Origin of the sequence: Psychromonas sp. 14N.309.X.WAT.B.A12 (assembly GCF_030397575.1) — a bacterium.
GTDB lineage: Bacteria > Pseudomonadota > Gammaproteobacteria > Enterobacterales > Psychromonadaceae > Psychromonas.
On the sequence record NZ_JAPNXS010000003.1, the window covers coordinates 328941 to 351389 of the forward strand.

The following is a 22449-nucleotide window of genomic DNA, read 5'->3' on the forward strand; positions in this document are numbered from 1 at the left end:
AATTACATTATTAAACTGGATGAGTTAATTTCAGTAGCTTGTGATTGTGCCAAAAATAAAAAACTGGCCGTAGCCAGTTTATAAAAAGAGGTGGGAAGCGTTAAAAATGAAGCTTATTTTACTGCTGCTTTATGATTCATTGTTGAATCTAAACGAATACCTTGGTCATTAATATCGACGTTAATATTCATACGCGTATCGTAATCTTTTAGGAACATCGCCTCTTCAGGAATTATTTCACCTGCTAATTCAACGGCATCAGCGATTGGCGTTAAAATTTTCTTAGTATCGAAAGATAGTTGATATACCCCTTCAGCTGATAATGTCTCAAGAGATAATTTCTCAGCTTCTTGTAATCCTTTGTTGCCATTGTAGATCACAAAGTGATCTCCTTTAATTGCCATTTGTGGATTTAAATTTAACCGTGAAGAGATAGGAATGACTTTATTAAGCGATACTGCAGGCCCATTATTAGTTAAATCAATTTGCTGTAATTCAGGTACAAACATCTTAATTGAATTAAATAAGTTAACAGGGTTTGTGACATGAATCGCCAATAATGCATCTAAACTTTCTAAGCGAGGTTGGTCATTATCTTGCGAGACAGCATAATCAAAAATAGCAGTACTGATGCCTTTCACATTAGCTGCCATGCTTGAACCCATACCTAGCATTGCTAGGGATTCACCGCTGGCATCTATCTGATATTGAATATCTGCTAAAGGCCCACATTGGAAACGTGGTGTTTTTAAATTCGCCCAAATATCAGTTAAAGCGCTAGATAGTTGACCAACATCTAAACCAATCGATGTTGCTATGACATTATCGTCAAAGTTTTGTGTGTAATTAGGGATGTAACCACGTAACGTTTTTAGAGCATTTAAGATCGGTTGATTTTTACTTTCAAGCACAGCTGCAAAACCTAGTGTTGATTGTTCTTTACTGATATCCACCTGCGTGTAACCAAAAGCAGTACGAGGCCAGTTTTGCGCAATACCTCGTAACTCTTCTTTACAGGCTGCGCTATGTAATAACTGAAAGGCAGTATCTTCATCTTTAGTTAGTTCTGTTAACTGTCTTGCCAGTTGGTTATCATCTTCACTGGTTAAGCCTTTGATGATTTCCACATGATTAACAAAACCAACACTGTTATTCATAAATTGATGTTGTTGCATAATATCTTCGAGCATGTGTGTATCAGCTAATGATTTGCTTGGTTTTTTTATCCCTAATGCCATGGCCAGTAAATCTTCTGATACAAAACTACTTTGAATAGTGGCTGTTAACATGCCATTTGATTGTGCAACGATTAGGTTAATAGGCTTACCTTGGTCATCTTCAACCATTGGATAAATTCTGTATTTAAGTCCTTTTAACTCACCTTCAGTATGCGTAAAGTCAGTTTCTTGTTCATTTTTATCTAACAAGTCCCAAATTGCTTGTGGGTTTTCAACTTCTACTTTGAGCACGGGTAATAGCCCTAGTGTATAAAAATAAGCGCGGATCTCATCTGCTAAACCAAAGTTCTTAGTCAGTAAATCGGCATCCTTTAAGCTATCTTCATAAGTACTTAGTAGATTCGTTAAAAAATGTATTGAGGGAGATTCTTCACCGTATAAGGATTCAATATGTGTCGGGTTTTTAGGGTCAATCAGGTTCGGTGCAGAGGCGATATAATCTTTAATAGGAAATGGTGTTAATTGACCTGTGAAAAATGGTGTATCGGCAGGTACGTAGCTCAATACATTATCATTTTCTGCTTGTTGCTGGTACCAGTAAGCAGAAGCGCCAGCGGCTATTACCGCAATAGGAATTAATATTTTTTTCACAGTTGAAACTCCATAATCTATGACGAATAAAGCGACCTAATAAGGCGCGCTTTATAAAAGGCTTTATACCCTTTGTAAGTAACCAGTGGGTTAGTACATGAGGAGTAATATAATATATAAGACGGATAAATTTATTAGTCAGCTAAGTTGAGTATTTGTTCATTCAAATCTTAGACTTTTCACACTTTTCTCAATAGCTTGTGTATTAAGTTTTAGGATATCTCAAGTCTTTTAAATTAAAGCCCAGTTGAATATCTATTTTTAAGGAAACCAGTTGTTTGGAGAGTAAGGCTTCTTGTTGCTGTTGTTGCACTTTTAATAAACGTTTATCGCTATTATTTTCAGCTTGGAACATTCTCTGTAGGCTGGAGTACTCCTGCAATAAAGCCATAGCTCCTTTATTACCTACCCCTTCAACCCCTTTAATGTGACTACTGCTAATGCCGGTAATCGCCCAATAGTCTGTTAGTTGATCTATTTTCATGTTTAGTTTGTGTTCTACATAGTAACTATCCATGTGTAGAGATTGAAAATAGTCATAGATACTCGTGTAAGCATTCAGTAACTGATAAAACCCTTTATCTGTCGAGACTATTGTACAGCGCTGTTGACGTGCGGTGACTTTGTGGGCCAAGGTGGCAATCAGATCATCGGCTTCATCTTGCTCAGTAACTAAAGACTCAATACCCATTTCATAAAAGGCATCTTGAATATGTGGTAAGTAAGCTTTTAAATCACTAGGAATTGGCTTTCTGCTTTGTTTGTATTCAGGTAAAAGCTGATGTCGCCAACTAGCTTGATGACTATCAAATACACAAATGACATGACTGGGTGTATGTGCCCTTAATAATTTCTGTAAGGCATTACAGGCTGTATTGTTGGTGGCACTTAATGCAAATTCTGATTTTGCATTTTGTTTTTCTTGTATTGCATAGATGCGACGAATTAAGTTCATCGCATCTATGATTAGTAATGACGCGCCCATTCTAAGTAGTTATCTTATAACAAGGAGTGTAAACACTGCCAGGTAACTTCATACGGCCTTGGTCGATAAAGCTTTTCAATAATTTATCTACTCTTAACATTAATTCTTTTTCTCCGGTCAGCAAGAATGGGCCATTTTCTTCAATGGATTTTATTCCTTCATCTTTCACGTTACCACCAACTATACCTGAGAAAACTCGGCGTAAGTTTGATGCAAGTTGCTCTTTGGGTTGGTCGTGATGTAGCACTAAGTTTGCCATGTTTTGATGGTTAGGGATGAAAGGCTCCTGAAAGGTTCGGTCTATTTTTAATGCCCAATTGAATGAGTAAGCGTCACCAATAGCTTTACGGTACTCTTTGACACGATGCATCGATTTTTTGATTATTTTAGCGACTGTTGGGGCATCATCAATAATGATTTGATAATGCTCTTGGGCTTCAGGGCCTAAGGTGTGTACGATGAAGTCATCGATTGCTTCAAAGTAATCAACACTGCTTGCTGGCCCTGTTAATATAATGGGCAGAGGCTGGCGTTTATTTTCTGGGTGCATCATGATACCAAGAATATACAACAACTCTTCTGCAGTGCCTGGGCCGCCTGGGAAAATGATAATACTATGAGTAAAACGCACAAAAGCTTCTAAACGCTTTTCAATATCAGGGAGGATCACTAATTCGTTCACAATTGGATTTGGAGGCTCTGCAGCAATAATACCCGGCTCAGTTAAACCAATGTAACGGCCCGGCGCAACACGTTGTTTAGCATGCCCCACAGCGGCACCTTTCATTGGCCCTTCCATAGCACCAGGGCCGCAACCAGTACAAATATTGAGTTCCCTTAAACCAAGTTGATTACCCACTTCTCGTGTATAAGAAAACTCTGTTTTATTGATCGAATGACCGCCCCAACAAACGACCATATTCGGGTCAATGCCGGCTTTTAAAATATTGGCATTACGTAAAATAGAAAACACTAAGCTGGTGGATTCTTCACTATTAAATTCTGTTGATTCATGAGGCTGTAGCTGAGTGTTAACATACAAAATATCACGTAATACTGAGAATAAGAGGTCTTGCATTCCTTTAATTAACTCACCATCAATATACGCATCTTCAGGGGGATTAATGAGCTCTAAAATAACGCCGCGTTCTTGATGTAATACATTAACTTGAAAGTCTTTATGTTTTTCCAGGATCTCTTTACTGCTGTCAGTGTGGCTACCTGACTTTAAGACGGCTAACGCGCAATTTCTGAATAACTGGTAAGTTTCGCAAGAGGCACTGTATTTTAGTTGGTTGACCTCTAGTTGAGAAAGTAACGCCATACTGCCAACGGGACTGATATGTGAAATCATAGCTTCTCCTTTTAACTTTTTATTAGATTAACTGAGTTAGATGGAGAAGCCACGTAAAAGCACTGATTTTTGATAAATAATTAAAATAAAAAAGGTTATATAACTATATTTCTACTGATTTTCTGATTTTTGCTCATTTTTTGTAAGCTGAAAAACCTGATCTCTACCCTGACGTTTTGCTTGGTAAAGAGCAGTATCTGCTCGCTCAAAAACATCGTCACTTTCATCTGAAGGAGTAAATGCAGTAAAACCAACCGAAATAGTAATAGTCAGGTGCTCCTGTTTAAACTGGAATGGAATAGACTTAATGCGGTCACGTAATTTATTTAAAGCAAGCTCAGTTTGTGTTGGTGAAATCTCTGGTAATAATAATGTAAATTCTTCTCCACCAAAGCGTGCAATATAATCAGCATTACGAATAGATTTTTGTAATGTTTGGGCAATAACGTTTAGTACTTTGTCTCCGGCAAGGTGGCCAAATCTATCATTAATTGATTTAAAGTTATCGATATCAATAATCGCCAGGTTGAGGGGAGTTTTATAGCGTTGATAGCGAGTGACTTCTGTTTTTAAGCGTTCACTCCAAGCGGCTCTGTTAGGTATTTTAGTTAAGAAATCAATATGTAGTTGTTTATTCTGTTGCTTTAAGGTCTTTTGATAGCTTTGGGTCTCGTTCTGTAACTCCTTGATTTGCCTTACCATACTTTGGAATTTAGTACGGTATTTCTCTTCTTGTTGCTCTTCCTGTAAAGCCATCGCTGCTTTTACATTCGTTACGTAATCTGAGATTGAAGCTTGCAATTCTTCTAGGGTTTGATTTTTGCTGTTTGCTTGAAGCTGATCTGCACCTTGATGAATTGTTTTATAGGTTTCTTTTTGTTTTTCAAAGTCTTCTTCACTAAGCTTAAGGGTCTGCGCAAAATTTAAATAAAACTGCGTTAAGCTATCATTAAGCGTATATAAGAAATGACGGGAAGTTCGGCGTTCTTCTCGGGTGCTATCAATAATAATATTAATCACTTGTAGACAGTATTGAGGTAGCTGAAACGGATCTGGATCGTTAGAGATATCAATACGTACTTTTTCTAGTTTTTTAGCAAAAGCTTGGCCTACATCTAATTCCAAAATCAGTAGTTGTAACTCATCGTTAATAAAAGAGATGTCAGCTTTGGTATCTACTTCTGATGGGGTACAGCTTTTGTTTAATTCAATGACAGCATGTTGATAAATTTTAACTAGATCTTTTAAAGCACAGTGATGTTCAGTAATAGTGTAAGGCTCTGGTGCATCTTGCATCTCAGCAATTTTATCTTTTACTGCTTCTGAGAGTGAATTTATTTGTTGCAGTTGTGCTTGTGATTGACGTGCAACTAATTTACCTTCAGATAATTTATCTTCAAGCGTATAAGGGGTGCTTTCAAGTTGTTGGCTATACTCATCAAATAACTGATTTTCATCTTCAACAGTTTCTGTTGATTGCAATTTTTTTAAAAATTTAAACTGATATTTATCGATTGCTTTGTCTTGTCGATAACTCCGTTTTAATAATTGCTGCAATAATCGAGTTATTGCCTTAGATGACGCCATCTGCTGATTCCTTTTTATTATTTTAGCGTTCTGAAGTATCGATTAGTTTCTATGTAAGCACAAGCTAAGACACCTCAAATTTACCTAACGATTTAATTCTGGCCATGAGATCGTAGTGCCAGGATGGCTACTTTTTTGTTTCACTATACCTTTATCAATACCTGCTTGGCCTAATATCCACAAATCCCCATCAAAGAATGCGGGTTGAATTTTTTCAATAGCATACAACTCTAGCCAAGTATCGGTATTAAGTTGGTCACGCATCTGACAAGCCCCATATAAAGCGAGACTGGTTAAATTTAACATTCTTTCAGGGGCAATTGCCCGAGACACATTGTTTAAGAATGGGAAGGCAACAACGCCACAGGCAATATTTCCTTCTAGAGAATAACTATCAGCAAAGAATTTAAAAAAGGATTCAATTTCTAGTGCAAATTGTTTTGCTTCTTCATATTGTTCTTGTTCGGAAATGAATAACAGCTGATTATCACGTACTTGAGTGATTTGAGTGCGCTGGTAGAAATGCGTAGTCAATGCCTGACCTAAAGCTGCTTCAATTTTTTCTGCATTAAACAAGCCTTTTGTACCATTTAAGTTGTTAAGAAACGGAATATTTACTAGTGCATAAAATAGTGGGGTACCTTGATATTGTAATTCATTTTCTTGTATTTGCACTTGGTGAGAAGGCAATTTTGAACGTGGGTGTAGCTGCAATCTTTTACGCGTAGTTAGTTCTGATTCAACTAGTTTTTTATTGCGTCTAAAAATACCTAATACCATTAATAAAGCAATTAATAGTAATAATACCGCTATGTAAGCTACATTTTTAAAACGATTATTCTTCAACAATAACTCGTTATTTTTTGTTTCTAATTGGATTTGTTGTTGTGTTTGCTCAATAAGTTGAAATTGCTCATTGATTTTTAATTGTTGCAAAGCAAACAGCTTTTCCTTGATTGCATTTTGTAAGGAATGGAAGTTTTTAAAGTGAAAATTTGCCTGTTGATGGTCACCAGAGAGTTCATAACTTAAGGCTAGCATTTCAAATGCTTTTACTCTGAGTTCTGGAAACTTGTCTTTTGCTAAAGTTAATACATTTTCTAACTGTAAAATGGCTAACCCGGTATCTTGGCTACGAATATTAAGTTGCGCCAATAATAAGATAGTTTCGGTTTGTTGCTCAAGCCTATTCAACTTTTTAAAGTGGTAACGAGCATTTTGCAAATACTTCTGTGCTAGGTCAGTATTTTTATCCAGGTCATAGGGCATTGATGCATAAGTACGACCTAATTCTAAATAAATATAAGCTAACAGTGTTTTATGCTTTTTCTCTACTAATTCCATCGCATTGAATAGGTAGATTAAAGATTGATTAAACTCTTTATTTTGACGCTTTAAAATTGCAAATTTCAGTAAGCTATCAGCTTGTTGTACATAGTTTTCTGTGGGTAATAATAATTCAACGCGCTGACTAGCAAAGTCCATTGCACGCTTATAGCGATGCTTCTGCTGATAAAGATTAGATAGGCTAGCTTTGATTAAACTATTTAATTTAATCAATTGGAGTTGATCAGCCATTGCATTGGCAGTTTGAAAGTTTGAAACCGCCAGTTGTTGCTGGTTAATTTGGTCATAATAATGCCCATAGTAATAAGCTAACCAAGCTAATAGCTCTGTTTTTTTGCTATTCTTAAGGCTTTGTTTCACTTTACCTAGGGATTCATTTGCTAATTGGTATTGGTGTGTTTCTAAAGCTAATTTAGTGACAGTTAAGTTGACTATTTCAGGTAAGTTAGCGAAGTTGGTCTTTTTATTATCTGCCATTACTTGTAAAGAGTGCTGCATCATATTGATCAGCGTTTCATTACTCAACTGTGGACGTTCTGGCTCAGGTATTTCACTGGCAATCAGGTTTAAGGTTCTAATCTCATCCGGGCTTTCACTCGGGTTTTTTAATAGTGGCATTAATAACGATAAGCTTTTTTCGTAGTTTTCTAATTCGATGTAACAAGAAGCTAATAAGTGCGTTGGGGCATTATTAGGGATACGTTTGGTTGTTAAACGTGAGTTTTTATTAATGAAGTTGTCTTGTGGTGGTGGCAATGCAGCCACCTTATCCATAAATGCAGTAACATTATTAATACAAGAAACAGGTTCAAGTTCACGGGTTTTATAGCTTTCTTTAATAGATGCTGGGATTAATGCATCACCTAATTCTATTGCGAATACTGAATGGCTCATCACCACTAGTAAGCAACCTATCAATGCACGTGAAAAAAAGCTCATGAATACTTAAAACCTTATATGAAATTCGCACCTTACTTTTGTTAAGGTGCGGTTATTGTAACAAATTTAACGTTACTGTCTTACTAAACGAATATTGTGTATCTCTGGTAATACACAAGTACTGCGTAATGGATTGATATCTAAGCCACCACGACGTGTGTATCTAGCATAGACAGTTAATTCACTTAATGAGCCGTGTGCCATTAAATCACAAAATATACGCTCTACACATTGCTCGTGAAATTCATTGTGTTGACGGAAAGAGATTAAATAGCGTAGTAATTTTTCGTGATCTAAGCGCTTACCTGTGTAAGTTATCTCTACACTTCCCCAGTCAGGTTGGCTGGTGATTAAACAGTTAGACTTTAGTAGGTTAGAGTGAAGTGTTTCAGTGACTGTATCATCTAAACTAATGCCGTTTAACAAACTTGGAGATAGTTGATATTGATCTACTTCGATATCAAGCTCATCGATATTTATACCAGACAGAGCCCCTAACTCATCTATTACTTTATCTAATTTTGTATTAAGCGTCACTTCTACCGGTTTTTTAGCACAGGCAGATAAGTCATTGCTGAGAATGGTTTGAACTTCTTCTACAGAGTCAAACTTACTTTGGTTAAAGCTATTAAGGTAAAGCTTAAATGATTTTGATTCGATTAAAAATTCACTATTGTAGGGAACTTTAACCACGCCAGTTGCCACTATTGGCTTACCTTTACTATTTAACCAAGAAAGCTCGTAGATATTCCATAAATCAACACCGTAAAAGGGGAGTGAATCAGCTTCTAAAGAAAGTTCATTACGATTTAAACTACGCGGAACACCCTGTAATAAAGTATTGTCATAATGGCATTTATATTCAGTGATTTTACCTAGTGATAGGTCTTTTAAAGCTGAATCGTGGTCGTATAAAGTTGAATGTGACATTGAGTTTCTCATTTTTAAATCAGAGGGTGCTATAAATGCAAGACAAAGCAGCCCGAATCGTTACAATAAGCAGTATTGTAACTAAAAAGAAGAATTATTCGAGCTATGAATACAGATATCCAAACTGAGTTATTGGCGTTACAAGCACGTCACCTTAAATTATGGGAAGTTAAAAACGGTACGCTTCCTACGCAAGCCTTTGATGCAGAGTGGCTGTCTCCTTGCCAAGTTGGTGAAGTATTTGAAGATAAAATTACTTGGAAAGCACAAAAACGCACAGAACAAGTTGATTTAAAAAATATTGAAGATGCACTTGAAGTAAAGCTTCATCCCGCAATAGAAGCCTTATTTTGTAGCCATTATTGTGATCATATACCTTGTGAATTTCATGGTCATCCTATTGAATTAATTCAGGTATGGAATGATCAAGATTTTTTAGGTTTGCAAGAAAATATGATTGCACACTTTATGATGCAGAAACGTTTAAAGAAACCTGCCTCTATGTTTATTGCGACTTGTAGTGATGAAATGCAAGTTATCTCGATATTAAATGAGACTGGGCAAGTGCAATTAGAGACGTTAGGTAAAAAACAAGAAGCAGTATTGGCAGAGTCACTGGCAGAGTTTCTAAGTAAACTAAACCCTATCATACTGTAATTTATAATCGCTCTTATATATTACAGCCAAGTAATCGTGCATAGAAAGTTAGGTTAACATTTACTCTTATTATTTAGTCAACTAGGTGAGGCTTAACACTCACCTATATTTTTGCTATTAACACCAAACTATTTTCAGTAAGTGCTTAATAAGCGGATAATAATAATGGATTGGTAACTAGGTTTCTCACACCATGGGCATGATTTTCATTGTATTGATTGTCTTTGAACCATGTCGCAACGGTATTAATACTAACCTTTAATACTTGAGGGCGAACACTCCATGTAACCTGAAATGGTGAGCCTTGTTGGTTGTAAGCCGGCCCGGTGGTTGACCCTAAATATTGTATTGGTTGTCCTGAGTTATCTGGAATATTGATAGCCTGCGGACGATCACCTTTCACTGAGTGCTTGGTTAACTCTACAAAATCTAGAGCTTCTTTATCATTTACTAACACAAACACTTGAGACTCTACGCGAAGAGCCGGGTTTTTAGTTGAGTCACTTAAACATGAACCCAGTGTCGGTCCTGGTTTTACGTTTGCTGTTGAATAAACATAATGAACTTCAATAGTATCACCCGGAAATAATTGATGATGCAGCTCTTTAGATAAAGGCACAGAAATTGGAGTTAGTTCTTCCTTAGTTAATTGTCCTGCATATAAATATCCACTATTGTTACCCTTACCATCTCCATTACCAGCATAACGAGTAAATTCACCACCTTTATGCTCTGCATTTTTATGAAAATGAATATTACATAGGTTCATATCCGTGGTGTTTGGCGCATATGAAAATAACTGAGTATTGTTCCCTGCAATATTATCTATATCTCGTGGTGATTGAGGACCAAATCCTTTATCTAGGGTGTTTTGTTGTAATTCAGCTCTTTGTTGCTCAATAATCTGATCTGAGACTGGTTCTGATTGAGTTACTGTCTGTGATGCAAAAACCGATAATGGAAGTGCAGTCGTGGTACACAGTAGTAATAAGTGTTTTTTCATTAAAATTTTCATAGCTATCCTTGCTAGTTATTATTAGTAGCTACGTTATTGTAGCTAGCTTAAGTTTTTGCTTATTTGTTATGTAAGCTTCTGATGTAATTAGGGTTGTTATAATAGATGAATCAAGTGTTTAAATAAATAACAGATAGGGGAAGAATAAGATAAACTATATATTCCTTGTTCTTAATCACATTAATGCCAATATGTTACAAAACTTCTTTTTATCTATTCCAATCAGTTTACGTTTTATGCTGTTATCTGCATTTTCATTTGCATTAATGACAGCCTGCGTAAAGTTGGTAAGCACACACAATATCCCCGTTTTTGAAATTGTTGCTGCAAGAGGCTTGGTCTCTTTGCTGATAAGCTATGTTGATATTAAGCGTAAAAAAATCGCAGTGTGGGGAAATAATAAGGCGTTATTAATATCGCGAGGAGTGGTTGGCACGTTAGCGTTAATTTGTGTTTATTACGCAGTTACTACTTTACCACTAGCGGAAGCGACACTATTACAATATTTGTATCCTGTTTTTACCGCTTTATTAGCTTTTTTCTTTTTAAAGGAGCGAATTCAACGATCGACCTTAATATGTATTGGCTTATGTTTAGTTGGCTTACTTGCAATGGTTCAACCTAATCTGGCTTTAAATGGTGAAACGGTTTTACCTTGGTTTAGTGTGTTTGTTGCGCTATTAGGTGCATTAGGCAGTGGTACTGCGTATGTGATTGTTAAACGCTTGAGTAAAACAGAAGATAGTTCGGTGATTATCTTTTACTTCCCGCTGATTGCATTACCCTTGTCTTTAGCTTTATTAGGGAATGATTTTGTGATGCCAGATGGTGAAGCGTTAATTTTATTATTGTTTGTGGGGATATTCACGCAAGTTGGACAGGTTGGCTTAACAAAAGCGATGCAAACAGAAGTGGCGGGAAAAGTAAGTGCTTTCTCTTATGTGCAAGTCGTCTTTTCTACTATCTTAGGCGTGTTAATATTTAACGAAATCCCATCTGTTTGGACATTGATTGGCGGTATACTAATCATTTTAGGAGCATTGGTTAATGTCTTTGGCGGTAAGAAAAAATAATCACTTTTAGTCAACTATAGTCTCCTCGTTGGTGTTTATACTGAGTAAACTCTTACCTTTAGGGTATTGGTGATGAGAGGGTTGATTAATAAGCCCTATTTTCTTGAAAATAGATTATTTTATACATTATTTATAGTTCAAATATGAACTATTATTGCTTTGTTGCGTCTATAATTGAGCGAAAAAGAAACAATTTTTGTCTGTTTACTTGTAGTATTATGCGGCAGAGTATTGCTACTTAAGCTGCTGACTAACATCAATAGCGTCCACTTAACCAAGATATTATTAGATAATTTAATCATATAAATGAAAATACCTAAAAGAATTCAGCCATTAATCGATGATGGCATTATAGATGATGTGTTACGCCAGTTAATGAGCGGCAAGGAAGCCACAGTATATGTTGTGCAATGTGGTGATCAAATACGTTGTGCCAAGGTTTATAAAGAAGCGAGCAAACGTAGTTTCAAGAATGCTGTTTTATATAATGAAGGGCGTAAAGTGCGCAATGGGCGTAATGCCCGTGCAATGCAAAAAGGCTCGAAGTTCGGTCGTGAACAGCAAGAAGAAATTTGGCAAAACACTGAGGTTGATACCTTGTATAAGTTTGCGGCAGCAGGCGTAAGGGTTCCAACCCCCTACGGGTGTTTTGGTGGCGTGTTAATTATGGATTTAATTACTGATGATGACGGTTACGCTGCTCCACGTTTAAATGATGTCGCTCTGTCGGAAGAGCAAGCACTAAGCCATCACGCTAAAATGATGGATTATGTGGTGCGTATGTTAAGTATTGGCATTATTCATGGTGATTTATCAGAATTTAATGTGCTGGTGGATGAACAAGGCCCTGTAATTATCGATTTGCCACAAGCGGTCGATGCAGCTGGTAATAACAATGCTAAAAAAATGTTGTTACGTGATGTAAACAATATGACTCAGTATTATTCTCAATTTGCCCCAAGTTTAGCGACTACACGATATGGTGAAGAGATTTGGGCTATTTTTGAAACTGGAGAGCTTTCGGATAAAACGGTATTAACCGGTCAATTTGTTGACTCTGAAGTCACTGCGGATGTGGATAATGTATTAAACGAAATTAACGCTGCACGTGAAGAAGAGTTAGATCGTTTGGATCGAATGACTAATCATGACTAGTCATATTCAGCACCATTAATTGGTCAGAGCCTTAATATTATGTTTTCTCGTTTTTATTCCATAATGAATGTCGGCATCCAAGATGAGCCTCCGAGTAAAGTAGAAAAAATGCGTATGTTAAACGTGTTAAACCTACTCACTTTACTTGTCTCTTTTGTTTACACTGCTAACTATGTCTTTGTTTTAAAAGAAGACTGTGCTGCATTATACAATGTAATGTTAACAGGTGGGTACGTTCTTGTTTTTTTACTCAGTTATTTTCATTGTCACAAGGTCGCTAAAATAACCTATTTTAGCTTTGTTCTTCTGCATCTTTTTTTCTTTACTAATTTATTTTTTACGAAGGATAGTGGGTTTCATTTTTACTATTTCTTAGTGCCGATGGGAGTTCTGTTACTATTTGAATTAAAAGAGATATCTCTGAAAATTGTGTTTAGTATAGCGGCTGCATTATTATTCTTATACTCAGAGAATACACTCAATCCAAACCCGTTAGTTGTTTTAAATTCCGAGACTAACCATATACTGTATCAATCTGTTTTTTTAGTGAATATGTTTGCGATTGTTTTAGCATTAACCTTGTTTAGTAAACAGATAGAAAAACATGAATTAGAGTTAGTAAAGCAGGCAACCACTGATATTTTGACTGGTATTAAAAATCGCCGTTGTTTCTTTGAAGAAGGTGAACAGTTATTAATTGAAGCTAACAAAGCAAAGCAGCATGTGACGTTACTGTTATTAGATTTAGACTTTTTTAAAAGTATTAACGATAAATACGGACACTCAGTAGGTGATGATTGTTTAGTCGGAGTTGCTAGTACTTTACAGAGGTTAGATTTTAAAGATAAAGTTTGTGCTCGTATTGGCGGTGAAGAGTTTGCTTTATTGTTACCTAATTGTAGTTTACAACGCGGCATGTTGATTGCTGATAAACTTAGAGTGCAAATTGAACACTTAGTGATCACCAATAAGAAAGGCAACGTAGTGAAATGTACAACAAGTATTGGTGTTAGCTGTAACATCACCCAGCAAGAAAATTTAAAAGCGTTACTTGAAAAGTCAGATATTGCCCTATATGAAGCAAAAGGGAACGGACGTAACCGTGTAGCTTCATACTCTGAACATGGATGAACCTTTTTAAATCCAACATCCTAGGATGTTTCAACTAATCGTTATCCGCACCAAGAAATTACTAATAGGTTTTAATATGATTGCAAAAATTAAACAGTTTTTAAATTCGATGATCCCTCCTGATAGCCCTGAATTTGATAAGTCTTTAGCTATTGTTTGTTTGCTTTGCGAGGTTTGTGTCGCTGATCATCAAAGTGCTTCTGAAGAAGAAACTGCCGTTGTCCATACTTTACAGAAGCTGCTGAATATAGATGCAAATAATGCAAGTCGCTTGTTACAAGAGGGAATGAAAGAGGTGAGCGCGAGTAATTCAGTATTTGATTTTACTTCGCAATTAGGCGAGTTAGATAGTGATGCTCGTATTGATGTCATTAAAGCAATGTGGGAAATTGCTTATGCAGATGGACACTTAGATGAAATGGAAGAGGCATTGATTCGTAAAGTTGCTTCATTACTTTATGTTAATCACAGTGATTTTATTAAAACTAAATTATCAGTTGTACCAGCTCACTAACAATGAGCAGTTGTATCGAGCTGCTATTATCAATAAAACTAAATGGTTGTGATAGCAGTTTTATAAAGATGGGAGTGATTTAATTTGTTATTGTATTTAGCTGGTCTTTGTCACTTTTTTGTTTACCCATAAGCTCTTCTTTTCTTAACTTTCTTAATATAGGAAAAGACCTTTTCTGGTAAAATATTACCTATATATCTTCGTCTAAAACCTACTTTCCATAAAGATGAATAATAATGTTTTTTAAACTTAAATGGAGATGTAAAAGCACTCCATGAGCCAGATGTTTTAGCTAAATGCCTTTCATAATTATAGTTTCCTACATATTCTGAATGAGTCAAATTACCAAATTGTACAGACTCTTCATAAGTAGGAGTGGTTAATAACCTTGAAATTGGGTTTATTGAAGTTTCAGGTGAAATTTCCATTTTCCAGCAATCACTTTCTGTTTTCATAAAGTCTTTAATAAAGTCTAATGTACCTTCTTGAAACTCATTTATGATCTCTGTTGTTCTATGAGAAGATATATGTTCTTCACAGACGGGGGTAATCCCTTCTTTATCTGATTTAAAGTTAATGACCGAGCCGTGGGGGGCAGAAAAGATAAATTCGAACAAATGTACACAGCTAATAACTACATCGTAATTCTTTTGTGGCTGAGAGAAGTTACATATATATCCTGACATTGGTAAACCCTTTGATACATAACGCTTTGCAGTATCAAATGTGCCTAGGTAATAGCCTTTAACATCTAGTTTTTTATTTAGTATACGGCTTAATTTATCTATTGAATTTTGCATTGTACCTTGCCAACCTATGTCAACAATCGCTATTTTACCAGCTCTCAGAAAATCAATTTGTTGTAAGTAGCTTGTTAAATTTTCACGTTCATTAGCGGAAACTTCACATACTTCTTTGGTTAATAATTGGAAAAGAGTCGCTAATTTTTTTTGATCTGATGGGGAAACTATTTTATCGTTTTTATCAATAAAACCTGCTGCCTTTATTTTAGCTATATGCTGATCTGAGTTGATATCTACTCTGTCTAGATAGTGCCTTACACTTAAATTAGGAAAAATATTACATAGTAACTTTAGTGATGACTCGTCTATATTATCACATATAGTGGGTATATTAATTGCTCTTCGAGAAGCATACATATACTGACTAGGTGGCACTGCTTGGCCTTGATTCATTAAGTTATAAACTTTATGCATCATGTATCCGTCACGTGCGAGAAAAAATGCTTTTTCAACTTGCTGTTCAACAAGCTTATTGGTTAGCCACCGAATAAACCCTAAATAGATAATGCCGCAATATATATAACCAAAATCGTACCACAGGTTTACATTATTATTACCTCTGCGAGTAAACACTTTATTGATAACAGTTGCAAAGTAAATAGATTCGTCAATCGATAAGTTCTTATTATATAGCTCTTTTAATATTTTAAACTCAGGCCGTTGGAATGCGTATTCACTAGGTTTTTCATAATAGTAGGTTTTGATCCCTTTTTTCATCGCATTGATAATATCGGCATAAAAATAATCACCTACATGAAGAATGCTAGAAGGCGGGCAGGCTAGCTCATTTAAAATATGATTGAATAAAGTGCCTTTAGATTTAGACTTACGAATAGTGGAAGATAGGTAAAGTTTATTAAAGGTAGTATAACCATTGTCGTGGAGGATTTTGGTTATAACACTTTCTGGTAAGTACATATCTGAGGTAAAAATAACTTTTTTACCGTTATCTATACAATATTGATAAAACTTATACATATATTCATTTCTGATACAAAATTTTTGCTCTATCTCTATTTCTAACGTTTTCAATCTCTCTGTTATTTCGTTATCGAGGTTTTGCGTTGTTTGGATATGATGGTAAATCTCGTCTAGATTGAGGGATTGAACACCACTTATTTTAGTCGCTATCTTAGTGGCCTCAGGTTCCGCTTTAGTGCGTACCTTTTTGAATTTAAAACTAAGTTCTCCATATTTCTTAATATATAAATTTTCTACAATAGTAAAGATATCTGCAGGATCAAGTACTTTTCTAACAATAACCGTATCGAAAATATCAAAGGAGATGACATCGCTTTTATCAATTAACTTTTTAAAATCATTATTACGATATAATCGTTTTGTTAACGTGATGCATCTATTGAGGATTTTTAACTTAACTTTTTTAAATTGCTGCTTTTTTAATATCATAATTAATCATCCTCAATACCGTGTATAAATTCACAAACTTATGAATTACATTTACACGATATGTTTGAAGTAAAGCATCAGATTGCTATTTCCATAAGAAAACAAATAAATACTGTTTCTAAGTTATCTGATGATGTCCATATACCTGCTTTAAGATTTATACTGATTCAATTATTTTATTATTTAGACATTGTTAATTAGGGGTAGCCTTTGTGTACACGGCCACTTCAAATTTTAAGTGGTTACTTTTCGATGTTTTCTATATAAACACATATATATTACTGAAAAATTATAGGTGCTTTAAAGAGGAGGTTGTTTTGGAGAAGCATCTAAAGCAAATTTAATATTAATCCTATAAAGGCCCTAATTAATCTCGACCATATCTCATTTATAATAAAAACTAGCAATAAGATACTGTGAATGCATTGTTAAGTTGAATTATCAGAACAGTTATACTACTGCAACAGGTGACTTAACAAAATACCAATTTAGTTAAGGTTTTCCTTTTAAGTTCAGTTTAATCGTTTTTTTAATAAATAATCCGTTTGGATATCTCCACCCATATCAAATCCGTGTTCACCGAATTTGAAAAATCCCATTTTATTGTAGAATTTTAATGCTGGTTGGTTATCTTCCCATACACCTAGCCACAGGTATTGTTTATTCTGCTGCTCAGCACGTGCAACGGCAAAGTTAATTAATTGATGACCTAATCCTTCACCTAAAAATTCTTGTAAAAGGTAGATTTTTTCAACCTCCAAGGCATCCGGATCGGCAAGATCTGTTTGTGCACTACCCACATTAAGTTTTAAAAATCCTGCGATCTCGGCTGTTTCATTGCTAATAGGCGCTGAATAGATAAAGTAAAACTCGCTTTCTGGATTCTGTAATTGTGTTGAGAGTAGCTTTATATTTAATGATTCTTGATAGTATTTTTGTAATAAGGCTTCACTGTTACTGTCAGCAAAGGTTTGCTGGTAGGTTTCAATAGCAATTTTTCTTAATAAAGTAACTTGCGCTAAGTTACATTTTTGCATGTTATTCGGGATAGTTGTTTGCATCATTTTCCTTATACCAATCACATTAATTAATCTATTTTACTTGTTAAGATAACTTATATCTTCGTTGTAATTTTCGGAAAGGGGCAACCATTCACATCTTTACCTTAATGCTCCTAGAGGTTGAAATTACTGCTTAAACTAAGTCATTTTTCCTACATAAAATTTACAACACTTATTTAATATAATTGGTATTAAAATTTTAATAAAACCCTTGGTTATAAGTTCCATATCTTAAATTAACTTACTCATCGGCGCAAAATTTAGCACCTATAAATTTGCTTCTATTAGGTTAATTTAAAAACGGATTGGTATAATGGGTATTGTTGATTTTTATTCATGAATTGAGAATATGATGAAAGTGGTTTTTGATGGGCCTGAAGATGGTCCTCTATTTGTTTTTGCTCATGGGGCTGGTGCACCTTTAACTTCTGACTTTATGCAAAAAGTCAGTGTTGGACTTGGAGAACAAGGTATTAGAGTTGCTCGTTTTAATTTTAATTATATGCAGCAACGGGTTGATACTGGTAGCCGTCGCCCACCGGAACGAGCTCCGAAATTGGTTGAACAATTTATACAACTTATTAATGGTTTCGAACAGCCTATGGTAATAGGTGGCAAATCAATGGGAGGGCGTATGGCTAGTTTAGTGATGGCTGAACATGCGTTGGCTCAAGTAAAGGGTGTTGCTTGCTTGGGGTATCCTTTTCACCCACAAGGTAAACCGGACAAACTACGGATCGAACATTTAGAGCAGGTCAAGGTGCCTTTGGCGATCATACAAGGCACTAGAGATAAATTAGGGAGTCAGGAAGAGGTCGCAAATTATGATTTGCCTAATGCATTACAGTGGCATTGGTTAGAAGATGGGGATCATGATTTAAAACCGAGAGTAAAAAGTGGGTTGACACAGAATGGACATATGCAATCTACTATCGATTATTTAGCGAATTATATTAAACAATGCGTGGTTATTTGATAAAAGAGACTGTTTTACGACCTGTTGCTTGAAAACTATCCATTGTTTGGATAATAAATTAGCTTTATCTACATTTATTTGTAAAAGAAGTGTGGATGTATTGTTGATTATTTTTTAAAATCGACATCCGGTCGACATATAAGCAATGATACCTGTACTTTTCATCCATTGTCGTAAAGCATTTAGTTACAGAAGGGAGTTACATGTCAATTGATATCAAACCGCTAGCAGTTGCAGAGCGAAATACCTGTCCAGCAGAATTTAGTTTTGGTGAAGTATTTGCCGACCATATGTTTACACAAACTTATGATGCGAATCAAAAATGGTCAAATGCTGAAATAAAACCTTATCAAACACTGCAATTAGACCCATCAGCTTCGGTTTTACATTACGGTCAAGAGATCTTTGAGGGGTTAAAAGCATATCGTACAGAGAAAGGGGATATTCATTTATTCCGTCCTCGTGAAAACTTTAAACGTTTTAATCGTTCTGCTGCACGTATGGTAATGCCAGAGATCGATGTGGAGTTTCATCTTGAAGCTTTGATGGCGCTATTAAAAATAGATAATAAATGGGTGCCTGAAAAAAATGGTACATCACTATATATTCGTCCAACGATGATCGCGACAGGTGCTAAATTAGGCTTGGGTGCGAGTGATAAATACTTGCACTTTATTATTACTGGGCCTGCTGGCGCGTACTTTAAAGATGGTTTTTCTCCTGTTTCTGTTTATGTTGCAGATAAATACCGTCGTGCAGTTGTTGGTGGTGTTGGTGAAGCAAAAACTGGCGGTAACTACGCGGCAAGTTTATACATGTCTGAAGATGTTGCAGCGCGAGGTTATTCTCAAGTACTCTGGTTAGATGCTATTCATGGTAAATACATCGAAGAAGTTGGCGCGATGAACATCTGTTTTGTTTATGGTGACCATATAGTTACCCCTAAATTAAGCGGCAGTATTTTACCAGGTATTACACGAGATTCGATTTTACAATTAGCTCCAACTCTTGGTTACACTGTATCTGAAGAGCAATTAGCAATAGAAGATATTTTAGCTGATATTAAAAGTGGTAAAATTACTGAGGCCTTTGGTTGTGGTACAGCTGCGGTTATCTCTCCAGTAGGCCAATTATGCTGGAAAGATGTTGATTACATCATCAATGATAATAAAGCAGGAGAAGTTTCTCGTAACTTGTACGATGAATTAACGGGAATTCAATACGGTCTTCGTGAAGATAAATTTGGTTGGATAGAAAAAGTAGATTGTTAATCATTTAGTCTTCTTTTTAACTACCTATTATCAAGGCGCTATTTAGCGCCTTTTTGATATCTAATAGGCATAGCTGTTATTATTCTTAAACGCATTATCAACACTATCACAAATCATATTTCTCACCCATTGATGGCCTGGCTCATCCGTGTTGCCTTGATGCCATAACAATACGTAAGCCATTTCATGGAGTTGAAAAGGCAATGGGATCTGTTTCAGTGGGTACAGCTTTTGCGCATGTGGAACAAAGCTGCTTGGTAACGTAAAAATTAAATCGCTATGCGCGCAAACACTTGCTCCACCATAGAAGTCTGGCAATGTACTGATGATATTACGTTGCTTGTTATGTTTTTCTAACTCGAAATCTATGGCCCAAAACTTATTACCTTCGCAGCTAACTTGTAAGTGATTACACGCTAAATAACCTTGTATATCCCAAGTATTATTTTTGACATGTTGTAATGCCGGGTGGTGCTCATTGACTAAACAGGTTTGATGATCACTGAATAATATCTTATAGGTTAGTTCATCGGGTAAGTTATCTATTTTTAACTGTTGTTGCTGATCATAATCTATACCGGTAATGCCAAACTCTACTTTGCCTTTTTGTAAGTCTTGCATGGATCCTTCTTTCCAGCCTAAAACATCTAAATGAATATTACTGGCCTGTTGTAATAAAGGTCCAATAAAAGAAGGTAATAATGTCGCGTAGGCACTTTCCAACATGCTAATAGAAAAGTGTCGGTCACTGCTTAAAGGGTCAAAGGTAGGTGCTTGAGTAAGTTGATATAGGCCTTGCAGTAATTTAGTGAGTTTCTGTTGTAAATTAAGTGCATGGGGAGTGGGTTTTAAACCATGTGCTGTTCTGGTAAATAGCGGATCTTGTAAATGCAAACGTAAGCGAGACAAACTTTTACTTAAAGCTGATTGACTGACATTCAAGCGAGTTGCTGCGCGAGTGACGCTTTGTTCCTCTAATAAAACTTGTAAAATAACTAATAAATTAAGATCTATTCGAGTGAGTTTATCAATATGCATAGATATTCCTGTTGGGAAAATAAGAACTGAATTAATACCATTTCTATTCATATCATAGTTGATTTACACTCGCATTGTTATCAGTTTAATATCACAAATTGGCATTTTATTTTCGTTATTTTTAAAGAGAGAGTTATGAGTCGTAAGTTGTTACCAATCCTAATGATGATGGTGGTGTTAAGCCCACTGGCCATTGATATCTATTTACCTTCCATGCCTGAGATGGCTGTTGAGTTCGGAGTATCGGATACTCAGGTTCAATCGACTTTGATCCTGTTTATTTTGTCGATGGGGGTAGGGCAAGTTCTAATTGGCCCATTAGCTGATAGATATGGGCGTAGACCAATTGCGTTGGTGGGAATTTGTTTGTATATCGCGAGTAGTTTTTTTGCGTCAGTTGTGGTGCAGTTTGAATATTTACAACTGGCTCGTGTACTACAAGGTATTGCAGCTTGCGCTACTTCAATTGTTGTATTCAGTGCCGTGAGAGACAGATTTAATGCACAGCAAAGTGCACATTATTATAGTTATTTAAACGGTGTTATTTGTGTTATTCCTGCATTAGCACCAACTTTAGGTGGTTTTTTAGCATTGCATTTCGGTTGGAGAGCTTCGTTCATCTTCATGACTGTATTTGCTATTTTAGTGTTGTTTGTTGTTGCTTTTAGATTACCAGAGACTCGTCCTGAACATGCTAATAACCATACGGCCCTATACAGGTGGGCACGTTACCAACCTGTATTAGCCAATAGCCAATTTGTTTTTTATGCGTTGACCTGCATGATTGGTATGGCCAGTATTTTAACTTATGTATCCTACGCACCTAGTTGGATCATTAAGCATTTAGGGTTAACAGAGCTGACCTTTAGTTACCTATTTGGCTTTAATGCATTGATTAATATCGTGGCTTGTTTTGCTGCACCTAAAGTGATTAAAAAAGTCGGTAATCATCAGACGGTGACGATTGCACTGTGGTTAATGCTGGTATCGGGAGCTGCTCAATTTATATTACAACAGTTGCCTTATACTAGCCCGTTAGTTGGCGGTTTATACTTTATGTTACCAATGTTGTTGTTATGTATTGGCTTTGCACTTTTGTTAGGGCCGGCAACATCAATGGCATTAAGCTCTTTTGGTGAGCGTGCAGGTACTGCGAGTGCATTACTAGGCTGCATTCAAATGGCTGGTGCCGCGTTATTAACGGGGTTACTGCAGCAGACTAGTTTAACGGGGCCCTACGCAAGTGCTTTTATGATTGGTGGAAGTGGGTTATTGCTGCTGATTGTTATGACCCTGCCTAAATATAAACATTGGCATCAAGAGCGTCCTAATTACGCTTAAGCACCTGTTGAAAATTTATTCGCATTCTCTGTG

18 protein-coding genes are annotated in these 22449 nt (G+C 35.9%); 8 read left to right on the top strand and 10 right to left on the bottom strand.

Annotated elements, in window-relative coordinates:
• Nucleotides 1-113: 113 nt before the first annotated feature.
• The 6 genes from OW492_RS06365 to queF form a co-directional block, all read right to left on the bottom strand.
• The gene (locus tag OW492_RS06365) at nucleotides 114-1829 is read right to left on the bottom strand and encodes a hypothetical protein (protein ID WP_290039091.1); all 1716 of its coding nucleotides are present in this window, start codon (nucleotides 1827-1829) and stop codon (nucleotides 114-116) included.
• Between the two features lie 205 nt (nucleotides 1830-2034).
• Nucleotides 2035-2814, bottom strand: a complete 780-nt coding sequence (gene xni / locus OW492_RS06370; RefSeq protein WP_290039092.1) for a flap endonuclease Xni — start codon at nucleotides 2812-2814, stop codon at nucleotides 2035-2037.
• Nucleotide 2815: 1 nt separating this feature from the next.
• Nucleotides 2816-4168, bottom strand: coding sequence for a nucleotide 5'-monophosphate nucleosidase PpnN (ppnN, locus tag OW492_RS06375; RefSeq protein WP_290039093.1), 1353 nt, complete (start codon nucleotides 4166-4168; stop codon nucleotides 2816-2818).
• 111 nt (nucleotides 4169-4279) lie between these two features.
• Nucleotides 4280-5755, bottom strand: a complete 1476-nt coding sequence (locus OW492_RS06380; protein ID WP_290039094.1) for a GGDEF domain-containing protein — start codon at nucleotides 5753-5755, stop codon at nucleotides 4280-4282.
• Between the two features lie 84 nt (nucleotides 5756-5839).
• Nucleotides 5840-8041, bottom strand: a complete 2202-nt coding sequence (locus tag OW492_RS06385) for a GGDEF domain-containing protein (RefSeq protein WP_290039095.1) — start codon at nucleotides 8039-8041, stop codon at nucleotides 5840-5842.
• A gap of 72 nt (nucleotides 8042-8113) precedes the next feature.
• Complete coding sequence (queF, locus tag OW492_RS06390) at nucleotides 8114-8971, bottom strand: NADPH-dependent 7-cyano-7-deazaguanine reductase QueF (protein WP_290039096.1); 858 nt, start codon at nucleotides 8969-8971, stop codon at nucleotides 8114-8116.
• 105 nt (nucleotides 8972-9076) lie between these two features.
• Between queF and syd the strand changes: the two genes are divergently transcribed.
• A complete protein-coding gene (syd, locus tag OW492_RS06395) occupies nucleotides 9077-9628 on the top strand; it encodes a SecY-interacting protein (protein ID WP_290039097.1) in 552 nt (183 codons plus the stop codon).
• A 145-nt stretch (nucleotides 9629-9773) separates the two neighbouring features.
• Here syd and OW492_RS06400 read toward each other — a convergent pair whose 3' ends face one another.
• Complete coding sequence (locus OW492_RS06400; protein WP_290039098.1) at nucleotides 9774-10643, bottom strand: delta-class carbonic anhydrase; 870 nt, start codon at nucleotides 10641-10643, stop codon at nucleotides 9774-9776.
• A gap of 191 nt (nucleotides 10644-10834) precedes the next feature.
• Here OW492_RS06400 and OW492_RS06405 point away from each other — a divergent pair, with 191 nt between their 5' ends.
• The 4 genes from OW492_RS06405 (at nucleotide 10835) to OW492_RS06420 (ending at nucleotide 14516) form a co-directional block, all read left to right on the top strand.
• Entirely contained in the window at nucleotides 10835-11716 is an 882-nt protein-coding gene (locus OW492_RS06405) for a DMT family transporter (protein ID WP_290039099.1), read from the top strand.
• Between the two features lie 306 nt (nucleotides 11717-12022).
• Entirely contained in the window at nucleotides 12023-12871 is an 849-nt protein-coding gene (locus OW492_RS06410) for a PA4780 family RIO1-like protein kinase (RefSeq protein ID WP_290039100.1), read from the top strand.
• A gap of 39 nt (nucleotides 12872-12910) precedes the next feature.
• A complete protein-coding gene (locus OW492_RS06415) occupies nucleotides 12911-14002 on the top strand; it encodes a GGDEF domain-containing protein (RefSeq protein WP_290039101.1) in 1092 nt (363 codons plus the stop codon).
• A gap of 76 nt (nucleotides 14003-14078) precedes the next feature.
• Complete coding sequence (locus OW492_RS06420) at nucleotides 14079-14516, top strand: TerB family tellurite resistance protein (RefSeq protein ID WP_290039102.1); 438 nt, start codon at nucleotides 14079-14081, stop codon at nucleotides 14514-14516.
• A 122-nt stretch (nucleotides 14517-14638) separates the two neighbouring features.
• On the opposite strand, the gene OW492_RS06425 is transcribed toward OW492_RS06420, so the two are convergent.
• Both OW492_RS06425 and OW492_RS06430 read right to left on the bottom strand, forming a co-directional pair.
• A complete protein-coding gene (locus tag OW492_RS06425) occupies nucleotides 14639-16729 on the bottom strand; it encodes a hypothetical protein (protein WP_290039103.1) in 2091 nt (696 codons plus the stop codon).
• A 512-nt stretch (nucleotides 16730-17241) separates the two neighbouring features.
• Nucleotides 17242-17793, bottom strand: a complete 552-nt coding sequence (locus OW492_RS06430) for a GNAT family N-acetyltransferase (RefSeq protein ID WP_290039104.1) — start codon at nucleotides 17791-17793, stop codon at nucleotides 17242-17244.
• Nucleotides 17794-18139: 346 nt separating this feature from the next.
• Between OW492_RS06430 and OW492_RS06435 the strand changes: the two genes are divergently transcribed.
• Both OW492_RS06435 and OW492_RS06440 read left to right on the top strand, forming a co-directional pair.
• A complete protein-coding gene (locus tag OW492_RS06435; protein WP_354669222.1) occupies nucleotides 18140-18766 on the top strand; it encodes an alpha/beta family hydrolase in 627 nt (208 codons plus the stop codon).
• A gap of 203 nt (nucleotides 18767-18969) precedes the next feature.
• On the top strand, nucleotides 18970-20037 hold the full coding sequence (locus OW492_RS06440; protein ID WP_290039105.1) for a branched-chain amino acid aminotransferase: 1068 nt from the start codon (nucleotides 18970-18972) through the stop codon (nucleotides 20035-20037).
• A 60-nt stretch (nucleotides 20038-20097) separates the two neighbouring features.
• Here OW492_RS06440 and OW492_RS06445 read toward each other — a convergent pair whose 3' ends face one another.
• The gene (locus OW492_RS06445; protein WP_290039106.1) at nucleotides 20098-21075 is read right to left on the bottom strand and encodes a LysR family transcriptional regulator; all 978 of its coding nucleotides are present in this window, start codon (nucleotides 21073-21075) and stop codon (nucleotides 20098-20100) included.
• Nucleotides 21076-21210: 135 nt separating this feature from the next.
• On the opposite strand from OW492_RS06445, the gene OW492_RS06450 reads away from it, so the two are divergent.
• On the top strand, nucleotides 21211-22416 hold the full coding sequence (locus OW492_RS06450) for a multidrug effflux MFS transporter (protein WP_290039107.1): 1206 nt from the start codon (nucleotides 21211-21213) through the stop codon (nucleotides 22414-22416).
• Nucleotides 22417-22449: the final 33 nt, after the last annotated feature.